The sequence below is a fragment of the Streptomyces sp. NPDC104381 genome (assembly GCF_055583745.1).
This window is the reverse complement of record NZ_JBVJNK010000012.1, coordinates 147,534-167,044: the sequence shown is the minus strand read 5'-3', so window position 1 is coordinate 167,044 and position 19,511 is coordinate 147,534. Positions and strand designations below refer to the sequence as shown.

Sequence of the window (19,511 nt, the reverse complement as noted above, 5' to 3'; positions counted from 1 at the left end):
AGTTCTTCGCTTTCGCGTTTCCCTTTCCGGCGAGTCCGACTCTATCAGATCCTTTCGGGCCTGATTCCCAGTCAGCGGGGTTTGCCATCCCGGCCCTTGGGCCGTTCCGACGCTCAAACTCTAGCGGATTCTCCCGGCGACTCATAATCGAGCCTTCGAATTGAATTTCGGCATGCCGAAATTCTCCCCGGTGGGAGATCGTGCTGAGTTTGGTTGCCGCATTCGCGGCGGGATCGGCTGCCCCGGATCCGTACCGGCTCCGTGACAACTCGAAGAACCTTACGGACGGGAGCGAGGCGTGTCAAGCCCGCTCTGGGCACCTCCCGCACCCCGTCGCGAGCCGTCAGTCCAGGTCGGTGAGCCGGCCGCCCGCGTCCGGCTGTTCGTGTTCCACCCGGCGCAGGAGCCGGATCAGGATCTCGCCCAGCGCACCGCGCTCGTCGCCCGAGAGGTCCTGGAGAAGGTCCTCCTCGAATGTGGTGGCCATCCGCATCGCCTCGAGCCACTTCGTACGGCCCTCGTCGGTCAGTTCGACGATGACGCGCACCCGGTTGTTCTCGTCCCGGTCCCGCGTGACCAGGCCCTCGCCCGCCATGCGGTCGATCCGGTGGGTCATCGCGGCGGGCGTCAGGCCGAGGCGCTTGGCCAGCTCGCCCGGGCCCAGCCGGTACGGGGTACCGGAGAGGACCAGAGTCTTGAGGACCTCCCACTCGGCGTTGCTGATGCCCAGGGCCGCGACCTGTCTGCCGTAGGCGACGTTCATCCGGCGGTTCAGCCGGCCCAGCGCGGAGACGATCTGCTCGACCTGCGGGTCGAGGTCACGGAACTCGCGCTGGTAGGCCGCGATCTGCTCGTCGAGGCTCGGCTCCTGGAGCTCGGGCTGCTCGGTGGTGTCAGACATGGCGGGCAGTATCGCACGGCACCCATGGCCATCGAAGTCCTTCAGGGTGAAGAGTTCAGCCTCTAACTTTAGTGCTAAAGTCTACGGGTCTGTGTTCTTGAAGGTTCTTCGTGTTGAGGTAGGTGAGTGTGACCAGGGAGATGGGTGCAGCGCTGCGGCGGATCCAGCTGGGCAGTGCGCTGAGCGCGTTCGGCCTCGGATTCACCGTCCCGTATCTGTACGTCTACGTGGCGCAGGTGCGGGATCTCGGTGCCGGTACGGCGGGCGTCGTGCTGGCCGTCTTCGCCATGGCGGCGCTGGCCGTGCTGCCGTTCGCGGGCAGGGCCATCGACCGGCGCGGCCCCTTGCCGGTGCTGGTCGTCGCCTCCGTGGCCGCCGCCGTGGGCGCCTGCGCCCTGGGGGTCTCGGACGGTGTGACGTCCGCCGTGCTCTCCGCCGCCGTCCTCGGCGCGGGCACCGCGGTCATGCAGCCCGCCCTCGCCACGATGCTGGTGTGGTGTTCGAGCGCGGCCACCCGTACGCGCGCCTTCGCCATGCAGTTCTTCCTGCAGAACCTCGGGCTCGGCATCGGTGGCCTGGTCGGCGGACAGCTGGTGGACGTCGACCGTCCGGCGAGCTTCACCCTGCTCTTCCTCATCGAGGCGGCGATGTTCCTGGTCCTCGGGATCGTCGCGGTCACGGTGCGCATGCCGCGTAACCCCTCACTCGCGGGAGCGGTGCCGGCCGACGGCACGGCGCCCAAGGCCGGACTGAGGGTGCTGCTCTCGCACCGGGCGATGGTGCAGCTGTGCGTGCTGGGCTTCGTGATCTTCTTCGCCTGCTACGGGCAGTTCGAGTCCGGGCTGGCCGCCTACGGCACCGAGGCCGCCGGGATCGACCCGTCCACCCTGGGTATCGCGCTGGCCGCCAACACGGCCGTCATCGTCGTCGCGCAGTTCGTCGTGCTCCGCCTCGTGGAGCGACGCCGGCGCAGCCGGGTCATCGCCGGGGTCGGCCTGATCTGGGCCTTCGCCTGGATCGTGGCGGGTTACGCGGGCCTCGGGCACGGCAGCCAGACCATGGCGACGGCCGCGATGATCTCGACGTACGCCCTGTTCGGGCTGGGTGAGGCCATGCTGTCGCCGACCGTGGCGCCGCTCGTCGCCGATCTGGCTCCGGAGTCCATGGTGGGTCAGTACAACTCGGCGTTCGCCCTGGTGAAGCAGCTGGCCCTGGCTGTCGGGCCTGCCGTGGGCGGACCCATGGGGGCGTCGCTGCACGGGCCGTACATCGTGACCTTCGTGCTGTTCTCGCTGGGCATCACCGTGCTGGCGCTCAAGCTGGGCCGTCGGCTCACTCCCGTACAGGACAAGCCGTCGCTCGCTGCGGTCCCGTCCCGGGTGGTCGCCGTCTCCCTGCCCGAAAGCGAACCGGTCACCGCTCCCACCACCGTGCGCTGAGGGGCACGGTCAGGCGGGGAGGGCGAATTCGCACCAGACCGCCTTGCCCCCGCCCGGGGTGCGGCGGCTGCCCCACGACGAGGCGATGGTCGCGACGATGGAGATGCCGCGTCCCGCCTCGTCGGCGGGCTCCGCGCGGCGGCGCCGCGGCAGGTGGTCGTCCCCGTCCGTCACCTCGATGATCAAGCGGCGGTCGGTCCTGCGCAGCCCGAGCCGCATGGGCGGGGTGCCGTGCTGGAGGGAGTTCGCGACGAGCTCGCTCGCGGCGAGGACCCCCAGGTCGCACAGCTCGACGGGAAAGCGCCAGGACGCCAGGACACCCGTGGCGAACGCACGTGCCCTGGGGGCGGCCTCGATGCCGCCGAGCAGTTCGAGCGAGGCGTTGTGGAAGAGCTCCGCGCTCGCACCGGTGCGGGCGGGGTGCTGGACCACGAGGACCGCCACGTCGTCGTCGTGCTCCGCGGTGACGCCCAGGGAACGGATCAGCCGGTCACAGACGACCTGGGGCGTCCCCTTGGCGCCCGACAGGGCGCGCTCCAGGGCGGCGACACCCTCGTCGATGTCCTCGCTGCGGCGCTCGACCAGGCCGTCCGTGTAGAGCACGGCCGTGGAGCCGGGCGGCAGGGGGATCGTCCCCGAGGTGTGCACCCAGCCCCCCGTGCCGAGCGGCGGGCCCGTGGGGTCCTCGGCGCGGTGGACCGTGCCGTCCTCGTCGCACACGAGGATCGGGAGATGCCCGGCGGAGGCGTAGACGAGATGCCCCTCGTTGGGATCGTGGACGGCGTAGGCGCAGGTGGCGATCTGGCTGGCGTCGATCTCGGCGGCGAGGACGTCGAGGAGCTGGAGCACCTCGTGCGGCGGGAGGTCGAGGCGGGCGTAAGCGCGGACGGCGGTGCGCAGCTGGCCCATGACGGCGGCGGCGCGCACCCCGCGTCCCATCACGTCACCGATGACGAGCGCGGTCCGGCCGGCGCCCAGGGTGATGACGTCGTACCAGTCGCCGCCGACCGCAGCGTCCGTGCCGCCCGGCTGATAGGTGGCGGCGATGCGCAGGTCGTCGGGCTGTTCGAGGTCCTGCGGGAGCAGCGAGCGCTGGAGGGTGACGGCCGTCTCCCGGTGCCGGCGCTCGCTGGCGCGGAGCCGCTCCGCCGCCTCGGCGTGGTCGGTGACATCGGTGGCGTAGACGAGGACGCCCGCCTCACCCTCGGGGTCGTCCGCGGCGCCGGTGGCCACCGGGGTGCAGGTCACCGTGTACGAGCTGCCAGCCAGCACCTTGCGGGACTTGACCGTACGGGGGGTGCCGCTGCGCAGGACCTGGTCCATGAGGGGCAGCAGGCTGAGCTCGGCGAGCTCGGGCATGGCCTCTGCGGCGGGGGCGCCGCTGGGGCGCTCGCCGAAGGCCGACGTGTAGGCGGCGTTGACGTAGGTGATGCGGTGCTCGGGGCCGTGGAGCAGCGCCACGGGAGCGGGGAGCAGGCCGAGGAGTTCGCGGGCCGGCAGGGCTTCCAGTGACGGCCCGGCGGCGGGGGCGGGGGTTTCCGAGGTGTCGTCCGGTGGCGTGGCTGCGGCCTGCGGTCGTACGGACTCGGCGCGGGCGGCGGGGACGGAACTGTGGTCGTCCCGCGCGGCGGCTCGACGCTGCGTTCCGGGAAGGCGGGCGCTCCAGCGCGTGAAGTTCACGGAATTTCTGGCCTCGTGTGTCGGTCGGATCCGCTCGGGCGAGCTGCTGCTTCTGCTGATTCTGCGGCCGGTCCCCGCCGTTCCCTTGCCGGGTCGGGGCGCGGAGGCCGGTCTTCCGGGAACGCGCGGCCGGACCTCTTCGTGCGGGTGGTCGTCGCTGCCGGTCACTGTAGGTGACTGCCTGTCGGGTAACTCTGCGCAGGTGTGAGCCCACCTATGGTCACACGCCCAGTGTGACCGACCGTACTGACAGTTGTCGTACGGCAGTCGGTCCATCCGCTGAACCGCGGACGTTCCAGGGGCGTGCCGGTCCGTGGGGGACCGTGGATCAGCCGGACGTGTCCGGTGGCCTGTCGTCCTTCGGCGGGGTGTCGTGCGGAGCTCCCGGGTGTGCGTGCCCCCGGGCCGCCAGGGCGAATTCGGCGCGCGGGTGTTCGAGCGAGCCGAGGGAGACGATCTCCCGTTTGAAGAGCCCGGCCAGGGTCCACTCGGCAAGGACACGCGCCTTCCGGTTGAACGTGGGTACGCGGCTGAGGTGGTAGACGCGGTGCATCAGCCAGGCCGGATACCCCTTGAGCTTGCGCCCGTAGACATGGGCGACGCCCTTGTGCAGGCCGAGGGAGGCGACGGAGCCGGCGTAGGAGTGCCGGTAGTCCTCGGCGGGCCGGCCGGCGAGCGTGGCCGCGATGTTGTCCGCGAGGACCTTGGCCTGGCGCACCGCGTGCTGGGCGTTCGGGGCGGTGTCCGTACCCGGTTCGGACGAGGTGAGGTCCGGTACGGCCGCCGCGTCCCCGGCGGCCCAGGCGTGCTCGGCACCGTCGACGGCGAGCGTGGCGGTGCAGCGGATCCGGCCGCGCTCGGTGAGCGGGAGGTCGGTGGCGGCCAGGATCGGCGCGGGTTTGACGCCCGCCGTCCACACCAGGGTGCGGGTCGGGAAGCGTGAGCCGTCGCTGAGCACGGCGACCCGGCCCTCGCAGCTGTCCAGCCGGGTGTCGAGCCGTACGTCGATGTTGCGGCCCCTCAGCTCCCTGACGGCGTACTTCCCCATCGCCTCGCCGACCTCGGGGAGGATGCGCCCGGTCGCCTCGACGAGGATCCACCGCAGGTCCGAGGGCTTGATGTTGTGGTAGTACCGCGAGGTGTAGCGGGCCATGTCCTCGAGCTCCGCGAGGGCCTCCACCCCGGCGTAGCCGCCGCCGACGAAGACGAAGGTGAGCGCCGCGTCGCGGATGGCGGGGTCGCGGGTCGCGGAGGCGATGTCCATCTGCTCGATGACGTGGTTGCGCAGCCCGATGGCCTCCTCGACGGTCTTGAAGCCGATGCCGAAGTCGGCGAGACCGGGGACCGGCAGGGTGCGCGAGACGGATCCGGGGGCGAGGACGATCTCGTCGTACGGGATCTCCAGGGCGCCGGTGCCGTCCTCGCCGGTGGCGAGCGTCGTGACCGTCACCGTGCGCTTGGCGTGGTCGACGCGCTCCGCCTCGCCGATGACGATCGTGCAGTTCTTCAGGACCCGGCGCAGGGGCACGACGACATGGCGCGGCGAGATCGAACCTGCGGCGGCCTCGGGCAGGAACGGCTGGTACGTCATGTAGGGCTCGGGCGTGACCACCACGATCTCGGCCTCGCCGCTTTTCAGTCTCTGCCGCAGCTTCCGCTGGAGACGCAGCGCCGTGTACATCCCGACGTAGCCGCCGCCGACGACGAGAATGCGCACGCTTGGCCGGGTGCCGGGGGGTGCCCCTCGGGAATCTGGTGCCATCACCTTCCCATGACGCAACGGAGTCCGGTGTTTGTCCACAGGCCCGGCAAATTGTGTGACCGGAGCTCTCCGATCACCGCGCCGTCCACGGCCCCCGCCCGTTCGGGGAGCCGCGCAGGTCAGGTGTGGCGGAAGGGTGGCACCGCGGGGGTCGAATCAGGGTCCAACCGGTCCTTGCTCCGATCGGGGGGCGCTCCGTGCGGAACTACCCCCTTCTGAATTGACCCGGGCTCAACTATGTTCGTACCCCGTCGGGGTGTCGGATTCGGATGAAGGTCCGCACACCGGCAGACACGGCGGGGAAGTCTCCGGGGGGAGACGTCATAACCGGGGGAAGTTATGCACATTCAGGATTTGCATGGGCCGACCGCTGTCGCCTCCACCGAGGACCACGGGCGGCTGAGCTCCGTGGGAGCGATCGGTACGGTCGCGGCGGCGGGAGCGACGGGCGGCGTGGCCCGTTCCGCACCGCTCCGCGTGGACGCACAGCGCAATCTCGAACACGTCCTGCGCGCCGCGCGTGAGGTGTTCGGCGAGTTGGGTTACGGGGCGCCGATGGAGGACGTGGCGCGCCGCGCACGGGTCGGCGTCGGTACGGTATACCGGCGTTTCCCGAGCAAGGACGTGCTGGTGCGCCGGATAGCCGAGGAGGAGACCGCCCGGCTGACCGACCAGGCCCGCTCCGCCCTCGGCCACGAGGACGAGCCGTGGTCGGCACTCTCCCGCTTCCTGCGGACGTCGGTGGCGTCGGGCGCGGGCCGGCTGCTGCCGCCGCAGGTGCTGCGGGTCGGGGCGGAGCAGGACGAGCAGCCCGGGGCCACGGGCGCGGGCACGGCCGACGGCGAGACGCGCGTCCCGCATCAGCGGCAGGGCGTGGACCAGCCCGGGCTCCGGGTGGCCGGGCACGCCCCCGAGGGGGACGAGCTCGACGACGATCCGGGGGCGGCCGAGCTGCTGGAGGTCGTGGGCAGGCTGGTGGACCGGGCCCGTGAGTCGGGTGAGCTGCGGGGCGATGTGACGGTGGGCGATGTCCTGCTGGTCATCGCGACGGCGGCACCGGCTCTGCCGGACCCCGCGCACCAGGCCGCCGCTTCGGCCCGGCTGCTGGACATCCTGCTGGAGGGCCTCCGCTCCCGCCCCGCGTAGGGTGCGGCTGCCCCTGCGGGTGAGCTCACCTCCGCCGACACCTGTTCTTTCGGGGGCAGTTGCTCCTTCCCCGTAGGGGTGGGATCACCCCTACGGGGCGCGGGAAGACTCCACGGACGAGTGGTTGCTTCTGCTGCGGGGTTCGTCGCGGCGTGGCTCTGTGGCACTGTGGCCCCGGTATTCAGGGTCCGAGGGTGTATACGGGGGCTTCCGCGATGAGCGGTGAAGCGCAGCAGGAAGAACCGTCCGACAAGATCGCCGGCGCGGGCAGGGACGGCACCGTGCTGCCCGGTCCCTGGCCGCCCGTGCCCACGGACGGCCAGGATCCGTCGGCGCCCGGCGCGGAGAGCGGCACGGAGGACGGCGCCCAGGCCGGCGCGGACACGGAGGCCGTTTCGGCGTACGCGGTCCCGCTGCAGCGTGCGGGGCGCACCGGATCGGCCGATCTCGGCCCGTCCGACGCCCAGTTGATCCAGGGGATGCGCGCCGGCGAGGACGAGGCGTACGAGGAGCTGTTCCGGCGCCACTCCGGTGCGGTGCGCCGCTATGCCCGCACGTGCTGCCGGGACGCGCACACCGCCGACGACCTGACCGCCGAGGTGTTCGCCCGCACGCTGCAGGCGGTGCGCGGCGGGAAGGGGCCGGAGGAAGCCGTCCGGGCCTACCTCATGACGGCTGTCCGGCATGTCGCGGCCGCGTGGACCAGGAGCGCCAGGCGCGAGCATCTCGTCGACGACTTCGCGGTGTTCGCCGCCCAGGCCACCCGCTCCGCCGAGATGTCGGAGGCCGACACCCTCGACCTCGGTGCCGATGTGCGGGCGATGCACGAGGCGGACCGGTCGATGGCCATGCAGGCGTTCCGCAGCCTGCCCGAGCGGTGGCAGGCCGTGCTCTGGCACACCACCGTGGAGGAGGAGTCGCCGAGCGAGGTCGCCCCGCTCTTCGGCCTGACGGCCAACGCCACGGCGGTGCTGGCCGTCCGCGCCCGTGAGGGGCTCAAGCAGGCATATCTCCAGGCCCATGTGAGCCAGTCGCTGACCTCGGGCGGCGACTGCGCCCGCTACGCCGACCGGCTCGGCGCCCATGCCCGGGGCGGTCTGCGGACCCGGGCGGAGCGCGGGCTGCGCAAGCATCTGGACGAGTGCGCGAAGTGCCGGATCGCCGCCGGTGAGCTGGACCGGGTGAACGCCGGCATCCCGGCCCTCCTTCCGGTCGCCGTCATCGGCTGGTTCGCCGCGGGCTACTCGCTCAAGGCGGCAGGTGTCGTGGCGGGCGGTGCGGCGGGAGCGGCCGGCGCCGGTGCCGCCGCGGCGGCCACGGGCAGCGCGTCCTCCGGGAGCGGTACGGCGGGCGGGGCCGCCGCGTCGGAAGGGCTCGGCGCTCCGATGAAGGCCGGTATCGCCGCGGCGGTGGCGGTGGCGGCCGCCGCCGGCCTGGTGTGGGCCCTGGTCGGCGACGACCGGCCCGCGCCGGAACAGAAGCCGGTGGCCAAGCCGCCGGCCGCGGCGCCCGCCACCCCCGCTCCCCCGCCTCCGCCGGAGCCGACGCCGAGCCCGCAGCCGCCGGCCCCGCCCGCGGCACCCGCGCCCGAGCCGCCGCCCGCCCCGGAGCCGTCACCGACGCCCACTCCCACGCCGACCCCGACACCGACGCCGCCCCCTCCGGAGGAGCCCGCGCCGACGCCCACGCCGACCCCTTCACCGCCCGCCCCGGAGGAGCCGCCGCCGGCGCCGGAGGTCTACCAGGTGAACGAGCTGGCGTACTCCCTCACCGGTGATCACACGGGCCCCGAGATCCTGCTCGGGCGGAGCCAGGGTGTGTTCTGGCAGCGCCAGGGGCTGTCGATCGCCTCCACGACGTATGCCCACGGGGTGACCGCCCCCTCCCGCTCCTCGGTGACCGTCCAGCTCAACCGGGAGTGCACCCGCTACGAGGCGATGGCCGGGGTCGACGACCTGACCCTCGGGCTCGGCGCGGTGCGCTTCTCCGTGTACGACGGTGAGGGGGCGCGACTGTGGCAGTCCCCCGTGGTCCGGGGTGGTGAGCCGGCCGTGCCGGTGAGCGTCGGCATCGAGGGCCGGGAGACGATCCGGCTGGTCGTGGAGCCGTCCGGCCCGCTCGGCGGGGCCGCGCTGGCCGACTGGGCCTCGTCACGCATCAGCTGCCGCTGAGGCTCGGACGGGCAGCTGATGCACGGCAGGCGCAACGCCGAGATCCAGGGCGGTGTCGCGCGTCAGGTGCCGTCGCGGTCCTCGGCGGTATCGGTCAGGAGGGCCAGGACCTCGTCCGGTGTCAGGGTGAGGCCCAGGGTGCGCTCCTCCTCGTACCGCCGGGGACCCAGCGCCGTGTGCAGCCGCGCCGTCGCCCCGGTCACCTGGGACTCCTCCGCCGCGGAGCGGGGGCTGTCCGCCCGCCAGGCGCCGGCCGCCCCGAGGATCCGGGCCGCGGTCACGCCCCGGTCCAGCTCCGCCAGGACGGCCGCGGCCGTCTCCGCCAGGTGCGCGGTGAAGTTCTCCGCGCACCTGGCGGAGACGGCCAGGCGCAGTGCGCCGGTCAGCCCGCGCAGCCCCTCGACGGGACCGCCGGACGGTTCGCGCACGGTGATGCCCGCCGACAGCGCCATGAGCGCCGCCTCGAACTGCGCCGGCCGGCTGCCGTACGCGTCGGCGCCGTTGGCCACGTCGGCGTAGAGGCGGGCCTGTGGGATCTCGTCGGCCGCCAGGGCGACGGTGGCCCGCAGGAAGTGCACATAGGCGCGGGCGTCCAGCACATGCTGGCGCTCGGCCTCCGCCTCCGCCTCGTCCAGCCCCTTCCTCGCCGCGTCCAGATCCCCCGCGTGGTAGGAGAGTTCGGCGAGACGGGCGATCAGGAAGGGCGCCTCGGCGTGGGCGCCGACCTCCCGGGCGAGCTCCAGCGCGTCCTCGTACGCCGTACGCGCCTCCTCGTACCGCCCGTGCGTCATTCCCGCCTCGGCGGCGGCGCTCGCCACCTGGGCGCGCAGATAGCGGTCGCCGACGCGGCGGCTGAGCAGGCGCAGCTCGGCGAGGTCCTCGTGGATGCCGGTGATTCCGACGGGGGTGTCCACCAGCATGTGGGTGCGGAACATCAGGGTGACGGCGTACTCCCAGGGCCCGCCGTGCGCACGGGTGTTGGCGACCGCCTCGTCGAAGCGCGCGTGGGTGCGGGGCGTGTACGTGCGCCTCATGTACGCGGTCATCGGCCAGAGCAGCCCCGGGAAGCGCGCCGCCTCCGGGCCGCCCGTGCCGAAGACCTCGGTCACCCGGCCGATGAGCGCGTGGAAACCCTCGTCCTCGTTGATGGTGTCGATCGGCCGGCTCTCCACCGCGAGGAAGAACCGCAGCATGTGCAGGTGCATCCGGGGCCAGAAGCGGGGGTCCGTCCGGTCCTCCGGGTCCTCGCCGAGTGCGGCGGTGCGGTCGGCCCAGGCCAGGCCCTCGATGCGGTAGTTGCGCATCCACCAGAACCACCCCATGGCCAGCACGAGGCGCAGCGCGGCGTCCTCGGAGGGGCGGGCGGTGACGGTGCGGTGGAGGACGGCGCGGATGTTGTCGAGGTCCGCTTCCAGGCGCCGGATCCATGGGAGCTGGCCACCCGAGCGCAGCTGCGGATCGGCTTCCTCGACGAGTGCGGTGAAGTACGCGGTGTGGTCCGAGGCGGCGGCCGCCCGGAGTTCGGCGGTCTCGGCGGCCCGCTCCGCCGCGTACTCGTGGATGGTCTCCAGGAGCCGGTAGCGCATCTCGGTGCCGCCCGTGGGAACGGCCGCGACGACGAGTGACTTGTCGACGAGCGCGCCGAGCAGGACGGCGGCGTCCGGGCCGGTCACGGCTTCGGCGGCGGCCAGGTCCCAGCCGCCCGCGAAGACGGAGACCTGCCGCAGGACGGTCCGCTCGTCCGGGGACAGCAGGTCCCAGGACCAGTCCACGACCGCCCGGAGCGTCTGCTGGCGGGGCAGCACGGTGCGGCTGCCGCTGGTCAGCAGCCGGAAGCGGTCGTCGAGGCGGTCGGCGATCTGGCGCGGGGTGAGCAGGCGGAGGCGGGCGGCGGCCAGTTCGATGGCGAGCGGGAGGCCGTCGAGCCTGCGGCAGATCTCGGCGACGGCCCGCGCATGGTCGGCCATGTCCGCGTCAGTGTCGAAGTCCGGGTCGAAGCTCGTGTCGACGTTCGGGTCGAAGCTCGTGTCGACGTCCGGATCGAAGTCCGTGTCGACGTCCGTGTCGAAGTCCGTGTCGAAGTCCGGCCGTACGGCGCGGGCGCGCTCGGCGAACAGCCGGTGCGCGGGTTCCGGTGGCAGGGGGTCGACGGGGCGGACGGCCTCGCCGGGTACGCCGAGGGGCTCACGGCTGGTGGCGAGGATCCGCAGCCGGGGGCAGTGCGTCAGCAGGGTCTCCGCGAGGGTGGCCGCCGCGTCGACGACGTGTTCGCAGTTGTCGAGCACAAGGAGGAACGGGGTGTGCCGTGACCGGTACGAGAGGTGCTCGACGAGCCGCGCCGTGGGGTCCGGCGAGGCGCCGTGCCCCTCGCGGGTGCGGCCGGACAGGAGCGTGGTCTCGCGCAGTCCGAGGGCGGAGAGCACGGCCCCCGGTACGGCGGAGGGGTCGTCGAGCGGGGCGAGTTCGGCGATCCAGGCGCCCTGCCCCGCAGCGGACTCCTCGGCCAGCCTGGTCTTGCCGGAGCCGCCGGGTCCCGTGAGGGTGACGAGACGGGCCCGGGCCAGATCGGAGCGGATGAGGCGGAGCTCGGGCTCGCGGCCCACGAACGAGGTGAGCCGGGGGCGGATGTTGCCTTCGGCCGGCCGGTGCTCGTCCGGGGGCGCCGCGGGCGGCTCACCGGCGGCGAGCAGTTCCCGGTGGAGCGCGGTCAGCTCCGGCCCCGGATCGGCGCCGAGGCCGTCGGCGAGGGCCCGGCGGGCCTCCTCGTACGCGACGAGCGCGTCGGCCCGCCGTCCCTCGGCCCGCAGGCCCCGGAGCAGTTGGCCGTGCAGGGGCTCGTGGTAGGGGTGGGCGGCGGTGAGTTCCCTGAGCTCTGGCACGAGGCCGGCCGTGGCCCCGCGCCGCAGGTCCGCCTCGATGCGCTGCTGGAGCGCGGTGAGCCGGTGGGCCTCGGCCTGGAGCCCGTGTTCGTGCCCGGGAAGGTCGGCGAGGGCGGGGCCGCGCCACAGGTCGAGCGCGGCGCGCAGGGTCCGGGCGGCGTCCTCGGGGGTGCCCGCGTCGAGCTCGGCGGCGCCCTGGCGGGCGAGGCGCTCGAAGACGTACAGGTCGACGTCGTCGGGACCGGCGGTGAGCCGGTAGCCGCCCGGGGTTCCGGCCACCGCCTCCCGGCCGAGGACGCGCCGCAGCCGTCCGACGAGGGCCTGGAGCGCGGCGGGGGCGTCCTGCGGAGGATCGTCGTCCCATACGTCGTCGATGAGTCCGGCGACGCTCGCGGGGCGGCCCGCACGGAGGGCGAGGGCGACGAGCAGGGCGCGCAGCCGGGCGCCGCCGACAGGCAGCGGCCCGCCGTGCTCGTCTCGCGCCTCGGTGACGCCCAGGATCAGATACCGCACCCGGTCATTGTGTCCCGCCGGGCGCGGTGGCGGCCGGGTACCCGACGCGGGGTCGGGGGCCGGCGAAATGCCCTACGGCTGGAGCGTGCGGCGGGCCGGGACCACGCCGCCCGCCACCGCCCGCTGCCGTGGGGCCGCCGTACCGGTCCAGCAGGTGCCCCGGCGGGTGACCAGGCGGCGGAGCCAGAGTTCGGTGGACGCCAGCTCGGCCAGGCCGTCCAGCGGGAGGGGCTCGCCCTCGGAGGCCGCGCGGAGCGCCTTGCGTACGACGCGCGCCTCGATCAGGCCGGCGTCGGCGAGCAGCGGGGCGTCGAACAGGGCGATCAGGTCGGGGAGGGCGGCCCGCAGGCCGATGCGTCCGGCCGCCGTCGAGGTGGCCTGGGACGGGGTGCCCCAGCCGGGCGGCAGGTCGTGGATGCCGGCCCCCGCGAGGACCCGGCGCAGGATCGCGGCGCGGGCGCCCGGCTGGACCCGCAGCGACTCGGGGAGGGCGCGGGCGGCCCGTACGACCTGGTTGTCGAGGAAGGGGGCGTGCAGCCGCTGGCTGCGGATCTCCGCGGCCTGCTCCAGGATCCGCTGGTCCGCCGCGTGCCGGGCGAGCGCCGCGCGGGCCCTGGCCTCCCCCGGGCGCTGCACCGAGGCGGGCCGGACGGCCGCCTCCTGGAGACGAACCGATACTTCCGCGAGTGCCTCCCCGGTGAGCCAGCGCGCGGCCGGGCCCGGCCGGGACCACGTGAGGGAGGCGAGGGAGGCGTCGGCGGGGGTGTCGAGGTCCGGGGCGTCACGGTTGGCCTCGGGCAGCAGGGAGGCCGCGGTCTCCAGCCCGGTGCGGTACGACGTACGGGCGAGCCGGCGGGCCGCGCGGTAGACGGCCAGCGGGACGAACAGGGAGTGCGTGGACGGGCCTTCGGCTCTGGCGAGCGCGGCGACGGGCCGCAGGATGTGGCGTCTGCGCCGGTCCATGAGGAGGTCGGCCAGCCGCGCCGGGTGGGCGTCCAGGACCTGGCGGGCGCCGTGCCCGACGAAGTGGTCGGCGCTGCCTGCGGCCAGCCGGCGGCGGTGGCGTTCGGCGACGACGAGGGAGGGGGCCGGTTCGTCGGTGAGCGGGCCGCTCTCCAGCGACGCGTAGGGCAGGGCCTCCTCGCCCGCAGCCACGACCACGTGGTGCAGCCGGGGGTTGGACGCGATGGCCCGGGCGCGCTCCAGCTCGTCCTCGCGGCCCTGCGCGGACAGGTCGTTGAAGGTGACGGCCAGGAGCCGTTCGCCCGCGCCCGTGCCATGGCCCAGCACGGTCCCCGGCAGCCCGGGCAGCCCCGCGGCCAGCAGGGCGAGGGTGGCGGATGCACTGCCACCGGAGAGGTCCGCGCCGATGCCGGGTACCGGCGCCCCCCGGGCCGCGCGGCGCTCGGCCGGACCCATGCCGGGTACCGGCCCGGGGTCCGGCGGGAGCGTCTCCGGGGCGTGGCGCGGGGCGGTGAGCCGGGCCCGTACGGCGTCGACCAGTGCGTCCCGTACGCCTTCGACCGCGCTCACCGGATCGGTCTGGGGGGCCGCGACGGCGAGCGAGGCCACCGCCTCGTACCCGGTGATCTCCCGTGAGCCCTCGCGCAGGATCAGCGCGTGCCCGGGCGGGATCCGCTTCACCCCCGCGTACGGGGTGCCGTCGCCCAGCGCCTCCGGGGTCTCGGGGCAGGCCAGCAGCGCGGCGAGGTGGCCGATGTCCAGCTGTGCCTCGATGAGGTCGGCGAGCGGGAGGGCGGCGGTGGCGTACGCGGTGCCGTTGGCCCAGGGGGTGTGGAAGACGGGGCGGGCGCCGGCCAGGTCCCCGGCGACGGTGATGCGGCGGCCGATCTGCACGACGGCGGTGTAACTGCCGGACCAGGCCGTGAGATGGCGCAGCGCCCCGCCCCGGGCGGCGAGCAGTCCGACGCGGAGCTGTTCGTCGGTGGCCCCGCAGCAGCCGAGGACGGCGAGCCGGGTGCTGGGCGCCCCCTCGGGGGTCGCGACCGTGATGACGCGGATCTCGTCGGGCCGCCAGTCACCCACGGCCCAGAGCGGATCCGGGTCGCCCCACAGGAGCTGGGAGCCCACGGGGTGGACGGTGCGCCCCTCCGCGTGGTGGCCGACCGCACCCACGGTGCCGAAGCTCGCGGCGATACTGCTCCACCCCACCAACCAACGCATCGCCGCCTCCACAGGCTGTGGACGAACCGGCGTACCAGGACACGGGAAACGCCGTTGCGGGACATGCTGCCACGACAACGGCGCCCTGGAGGGGGTACGGGCGGCGCACAACGGATGCGCATGCGCCCCTGGCAAGAGCCTGGCCACGGCTCCACGGCTTCCACCACAACGGAATTGGATCTTCCGGGAGTTGCGGCGGCCGGACCGGACGCGGGCCCCGCCTCGGCCGGGCGGCGCGACAGGCGCAATCCGGCCATAGTCGGGCGACTGCGCGCCGCCCTGCCCCACCGGCGTTATCCGGCCATTCTCCGGTCGCGGCGGAACCGGGTGTTTCGCCCCGCGGCGACACACCGGGACCACGTCCCCCCCCGGCTCCCCCGGGTCGCGGGCAGGTCTCCCGGGAGCCCGTGCGGGCACCCCCGGGACCCCCGGCGACATGCGACGACGTGCGGGCCGGCGCATCCCCCCGGTGCGCCGGTCCGCCCGTCCATTTCTCCGAACCCCGCCCGTGCGGCGCACAGTCCGGGAGGTGTCATCACCTCCCGGACCGGTTCGCCGCCCGCGGGGATTGGGGCGGCGGTCTCCCCCAGCCCGCCGAGTCCAGTTCAGCGGGCCGACCCACGCAGGACCATCGAAGCGCTTGCCGCACCGGCCGGGCCAGAGCGCACGGCCGGGCGCACGGCCACACATCAGGAGCACGGATCCCACGCCCTCGCGCCGCACGGGCAACATTCCCGCCATACGGAGGTCTGCCCCTTAACGGTGGGGATGCGGCGAACTACGCTGGGTGTACCGATGTTCTCAGCAGGGCGGCATATTCCACGGGGCTCGGCCAAATGCGTGTGCGGCCGGAGTGCCCGGGACCGTACCTGGGGAGAACACGGTACGAATGCCGCGCGCCTGACGGTGACGCGGCGGCCGTCTGTGTGTCGAGGGGTGACGCATGTCCAGGGAACAACGCGGGCCGAACGAGAAGCTCGGCACGGTTCTCGCCCTCGCGGGAATCAGCAACGCCGGGCTCGCCCGGCGGGTCAACGACCTCGGAGCACAGCGCGGTCTGACACTGCGTTACGACAAGACGTCGGTGGCCCGCTGGGTCGCCAAGGGGATGGTGCCGCAGGGCGCGGCGCCCCATCTCATCGCGGCGGCGATAGGGGCCAAACTCGGCCGTCCTGTCCCGCTGCACGAGATCGGGCTCGCCGACGCCGATCCGGCGCCCGAGGTGGGTCTCGCCTTCCCCCGCGACGTGAACGAGGCGGTGCGGTCGGCGACCGATCTGTACCGGCTGGATCTGGCGGGCCGGCGCGGCGGCGGCGGGATATGGCAGTCGCTGGCCGGTTCCTTCGCGGTGAGCGCCTATGCGACCCCCGCGTCCCGCTGGCTCATAACCCCCGCCGATCCGTCGGTCGCGCGGGGCCCGACCGCCGCCCGGGCCACGATCCTCGGCTCCGAGGGCGCACCCGCGCAGGGCGGGGTGCCCGTACAGGCCGGCCCCGAGACCGCCGGCGGTACTGGCGGCGCCATCGACGGTCCGCTGCTGCGCGTCGGCCACAGCGATGTCACCAAGCTGCGCGAGGCCGCCCAGGACGCGCGCCGCTGGGACTCCAAGTACGGCGGAGGCGACTGGCGTTCCTCCATGGTCCCGGAGTGCTTACGCGTCGACGCCGCTCCGCTCCTGCTGGGCTCGTACAGCGACGAGGTGGGCCGGGCGCTCTTCGGCGCCTCCGCCGAGCTGACCAGGCTCGCCGGCTGGATGGCCTTCGACACCGGCCAGCAGGAGGCCGCCCAGCGCTACTACATCCAGGCGCTGCGCCTGGCCCGGGCCGCCGCCGACGTACCGCTCGGCGGTTACGTCCTGGCGTCGATGTCGCTCCAGGCGACCTACCGGGGCTTCGCCGACGAGGGCGTGGACCTCGCGCAGGCCGCCGTCGAACGCAACCGGGGGCTCGCCACCGCCCGGACCATGAGCTTCTTCCGGCTGGTGGAGGCGCGCGCCCATGCCAAGGCGGGCGACGCACCGGCCGCGGGGGCCGCGCTCAGGGCCGCCGAGAGCTGGCTGGAGCGCTCCAGGGCGGGCGACTCCGACCCGGCGTGGCTCGGCTTCTACTCGTACGACCGGTTCGCCGCCGACGCAGCCGAGTGCTACCGCGATCTCAAGGCGCCCCGCCAGGTCCGGCGCTTCACGGAACAGGCCCTGTCGAAACCCACCGACGAGTTCGTCCGCTCCCACGGGCTGCGGCTCGTCGTCTCCGCGGTCGCCGAGCTGGAGTCCGGCAACCTCGACGCGGCGTGCGCGGCGGGGACGCGGGCCGTGGAGGTGGCGGGACGCATCTCCTCGGCGCGCACCACCGAGTACGTACGCGACCTGCTGCACCGCCTGGAGCCGTACGGGGACGAACCCCGGGTCGCCGAGCTACGGGAGCGGGCGCGCCCGCTCCTCGTCACCCCCGCCTGACCCGGGCAGCGCGCCCGGTCCGCCGCTACGCCCCGGTTTCGCCGGATCCGGTGGAGAAACGTCCCGCCACGCGGACGCCGCCCCTGGTTTGAGCCCGTTGTCAGTGGGTCAGTGCACTATCGGGTTGGGAGGTGGCGTGAGGATGACGCACGCGGCGTACGACTGCGACGTACTGGTGATCGGTGGCGGAATCGTCGGTCTGTCGACCGCGTACGCCCTCACGCGCACCGCGCCCGGCACCCGGGTCACGGTGCTGGAGAAGGAGTGGGGCCCGGCCCGGCATCAGACCGGGCGCAACAGCGGGGTGATCCACAGCGGCATCTACTACCCGCCGGGCTCGCTCAAGGCGCGCTACGCGGTGCGCGGCGCCGCCGAGCTGGTGGACTTCTGCGCGGAGCACGGCATCGCCCACGCGGTCACGGGCAAGCTGATCGTCGCGACGGACCGGGCCGAGCTGCCCCGGCTGCACACCCTGGTGCAGCGCGGCCGGGCGCACGGCCTGCCGGTCCGGGAGCTCGGCCCCGCCCAGATCGCGGAGTACGAACCCCACGTGCGCGGCCTCGCCGCGATCCGGGTCGGGACGACGGGGGTCTGCGACTTCACGGCGGTGGCCGTCCGGTTCGCCTCCGAGGTCAGCGCCTCGGGCGGACAGATCCGTTACGGCGCGGAGGTCGTCGCCGTCGACCGGCGCCCCTGGGGCGTCGCGGTGCGCACGGCCGACGGGCAGGTGGTCAGGGCGCGGGTCCTGGTCAACTGCGCGGGGCTGCACAGCGACCGGGTGGCGGCGCTCGCGGGCGACGACCCGGGCGCGCGCATCGTGCCGTTCCGCGGGGAGTACTACGAGCTGGCCAGGCCCGAGCTGGTGCGCGGCCTCGTCTATCCCGTGCCGGACCCGGCGTTCCCCTTCCTCGGGGTGCATCTGACCCGGGGCGTCGACGGCACGGTCCACGTCGGCCCGAACGCCGTGCCGGCACTGGCCCGCGAGGGGTACGGCCGGGCGGTCGTCCACCCGCGCGAGCTGGCCGCCACGCTGGCCTGGCCGGGCTCCTGGCGGATCGCCCGGCGGCACTGGCGGTACGGCGCGGGTGAGGTGCACAGATCGCTGTCGAGGAGCGCGTTCACCCGGGCCGTCCAACGGCTGCTGCCCGAGGTGACGGAGGCCGATCTGCGGCCCTCCCCGGCCGGGGTCAGGGCCCAGGCCGTCCTGCGGGACGGCACGCTGGTGGACGACTTCCTGATCCGGGACGCCCCGCACACCGTGCACGTGCTGAACGCCCCGTCCCCCGCGGCCACCGCGTCCCTGCCCATCGGGAGGGAGGTGGCACGGCGGGCCCTGCTGCGGGCGCGCGCGACGGGGTGGACGCCTCCCGCCGTAGAATCGGGTCATTGTGTCTGAGCCCCTGAACCCCACCCCAGAGACGCCCGGGCCCGCCGCGGAAACGCCCGGCCCCACGCCGGAGTCCGCGCTCCCCACCGAGGGCGCCGCCGCCGAGGACTCCCCCGGCCAGGACTCCCCCGCCGAGGACTCCCTCGCCCAGGACGACGCGGACGCGGCGGCACGGCGCGCCGCCTCCTTCGAGCGCCAGCGCAGGCTGCGCCAGGAGCCCCGCTTCCCCGGCGGCCCGGCGGCCGACCCGGCGGGCTCGCACCACGAGCGCCGGATCCGCAGCTTCCAGCCCCGCCGCAGCCGGGTCACCACCGGCCAGGAGGACGCCCTCCAGCGCCTGTGGCCCACCTGGGGCCTGGACATCGACGGCCGGAGCGTCCTCGATCTCCCCGCCCTGTTCGACGGCCTTCCGGTGGTCCTGGAGATCGGCTTCGGCATGGGCGAGGCGACGGCGCAGATGGCGGCCGACGACCCGGGCACCGGGATCCTGGCCGTCGACGTGCACACCCCGGGCCAGGGCAATCTGCTGGGCCTCGCGGAGCGCGCGGGAGTGTCCAACGTCCGCGTCGCCAACGGGGACGCGATCATCCTGCTCCGCGAGATGCTGGAGCCGGCCGCCCTGGACGGCCTCCGGGTGTACTTCCCCGACCCGTGGCCCAAGAAGCGGCACCACAAGCGGCGCCTGATCCAGCCGGAGTTCCTCGACCTGGTGGCGCAGCGGCTGAAGCCGGGCGCTCTCGTCCACTGCGCGACGGACTGGGAGCCGTACGCGGAGCAGATGCTGGACGTCCTGACGGCCCACCCCCTGTACGAGAACACCCAGGCGGACGGCGGCTACGCGCCCCGGCCCGCGTTCCGGCCGCTGACCCGCTTCGAGGGTCAGGGTCTGGACAAGGGCCATGTGGTGCACGACGTGCTGTTCACCCGTCGCTGATCGGCCATCGGCCCCACGCCCCGTCCACCGCGGCGTGGCCAGGTGTCGGTGGCCCTCGTT

General features: G+C 74.0%; 11 protein-coding genes. 6 read left to right on the top strand and 5 right to left on the bottom strand.

The features are described 5' to 3' along the window. Positions 1-343: 343 nt before the first annotated feature. Positions 344-901 (bottom strand): MarR family winged helix-turn-helix transcriptional regulator, encoded by a 558-nt coding sequence (locus ACZ607_RS33530; RefSeq protein WP_099173040.1) that lies wholly within the window; start codon positions 899-901, stop codon positions 344-346. A 140-nt stretch (positions 902-1,041) separates the two neighbouring features. Here ACZ607_RS33530 and ACZ607_RS33525 point away from each other — a divergent pair, with 140 nt between their 5' ends. Then, positions 1,042-2,340: an MFS transporter gene (locus ACZ607_RS33525; RefSeq protein ID WP_469741368.1), complete on the top strand. Its 1,299-nt coding sequence runs from the start codon at positions 1,042-1,044 to the stop codon at positions 2,338-2,340. 9 nt (positions 2,341-2,349) lie between these two features. Here ACZ607_RS33525 and ACZ607_RS33520 read toward each other — a convergent pair whose 3' ends face one another. After that, complete coding sequence (locus ACZ607_RS33520) at positions 2,350-4,020, bottom strand: ATP-binding SpoIIE family protein phosphatase (RefSeq protein ID WP_469741354.1); 1,671 nt, start codon at positions 4,018-4,020, stop codon at positions 2,350-2,352. Between the two features lie 328 nt (positions 4,021-4,348). Further along, a complete protein-coding gene (locus tag ACZ607_RS33515) occupies positions 4,349-5,782 on the bottom strand; it encodes an NAD(P)/FAD-dependent oxidoreductase (RefSeq protein WP_469741352.1) in 1,434 nt (477 codons plus the stop codon). Positions 5,783-6,121: 339 nt separating this feature from the next. On the opposite strand from ACZ607_RS33515, the gene ACZ607_RS33510 reads away from it, so the two are divergent. Together ACZ607_RS33510 and ACZ607_RS33505 are read left to right on the top strand one after the other, a co-directional pair. After that, on the top strand, positions 6,122-6,928 hold the full coding sequence (locus ACZ607_RS33510) for a TetR/AcrR family transcriptional regulator (protein WP_469741349.1): 807 nt from the start codon (positions 6,122-6,124) through the stop codon (positions 6,926-6,928). Positions 6,929-7,143: 215 nt separating this feature from the next. Then, positions 7,144-9,099, top strand: a complete 1,956-nt coding sequence (locus ACZ607_RS33505) for a sigma-70 family RNA polymerase sigma factor (RefSeq protein WP_469741345.1) — start codon at positions 7,144-7,146, stop codon at positions 9,097-9,099. A 62-nt stretch (positions 9,100-9,161) separates the two neighbouring features. On the opposite strand, the gene ACZ607_RS33500 is transcribed toward ACZ607_RS33505, so the two are convergent. Then, positions 9,162-12,491 carry an ATP-binding protein gene (locus ACZ607_RS33500; protein WP_469741343.1) on the bottom strand — a complete coding sequence of 1,110 codons (3,330 nt, stop codon included), beginning with the start codon at positions 12,489-12,491 and terminating at the stop codon, positions 9,162-9,164. 72 nt (positions 12,492-12,563) lie between these two features. Beyond that, a complete protein-coding gene (locus tag ACZ607_RS33495) occupies positions 12,564-14,675 on the bottom strand; it encodes an asparagine synthase-related protein (RefSeq protein ID WP_469741341.1) in 2,112 nt (703 codons plus the stop codon). A gap of 943 nt (positions 14,676-15,618) precedes the next feature. On the opposite strand from ACZ607_RS33495, the gene ACZ607_RS33490 reads away from it, so the two are divergent. The 3 genes from ACZ607_RS33490 (at position 15,619) to trmB (ending at position 19,451) form a co-directional block, all read left to right on the top strand. Further along, positions 15,619-17,130 (top strand): sporulation protein, encoded by a 1,512-nt coding sequence (locus ACZ607_RS33490; protein ID WP_469741339.1) that lies wholly within the window; start codon positions 15,619-15,621, stop codon positions 17,128-17,130. Between the two features lie 142 nt (positions 17,131-17,272). Then, entirely contained in the window at positions 17,273-18,526 is a 1,254-nt protein-coding gene (lhgO, locus tag ACZ607_RS33485) for an L-2-hydroxyglutarate oxidase (RefSeq protein ID WP_469741337.1), read from the top strand. Beyond that, positions 18,519-19,451, top strand: a complete 933-nt coding sequence (gene trmB, locus ACZ607_RS33480; RefSeq protein WP_469741335.1) for a tRNA (guanosine(46)-N7)-methyltransferase TrmB — start codon at positions 18,519-18,521, stop codon at positions 19,449-19,451. The genes lhgO and trmB overlap by 8 nt, the downstream gene beginning before the upstream one ends. Positions 19,452-19,511 lie beyond the last annotated feature (60 nt).

What these genes read in the sequence shown, in the direction of transcription:
- ACZ607_RS33530 (WP_099173040.1), bottom strand. Translation starts at nt 901, where the DNA reads ATGTCTGACACCACCGAGCAGCCCGAGCTCCAGGAGCCGAGCCTCGAC.
- ACZ607_RS33510 (WP_469741349.1), top strand. Translation starts at nt 6,122, where the DNA reads ATGCACATTCAGGATTTGCATGGGCCGACCGCTGTCGCCTCCACCGAG.
- lhgO (WP_469741337.1), top strand. Translation starts at nt 17,273, where the DNA reads ATGACGCACGCGGCGTACGACTGCGACGTACTGGTGATCGGTGGCGGA.
- ACZ607_RS33505 (WP_469741345.1), top strand. Translation starts at nt 7,144, where the DNA reads ATGAGCGGTGAAGCGCAGCAGGAAGAACCGTCCGACAAGATCGCCGGC.
- ACZ607_RS33515 (WP_469741352.1), bottom strand. Translation starts at nt 5,782, where the DNA reads ATGGCACCAGATTCCCGAGGGGCACCCCCCGGCACCCGGCCAAGCGTG.
- ACZ607_RS33525 (WP_469741368.1), top strand. Translation starts at nt 1,042, where the DNA reads ATGGGTGCAGCGCTGCGGCGGATCCAGCTGGGCAGTGCGCTGAGCGCG.
- ACZ607_RS33495 (WP_469741341.1), bottom strand. Translation starts at nt 14,675, where the DNA reads ATGCGTTGGTTGGTGGGGTGGAGCAGTATCGCCGCGAGCTTCGGCACC.
- ACZ607_RS33490 (WP_469741339.1), top strand. Translation starts at nt 15,619, where the DNA reads ATGTCCAGGGAACAACGCGGGCCGAACGAGAAGCTCGGCACGGTTCTC.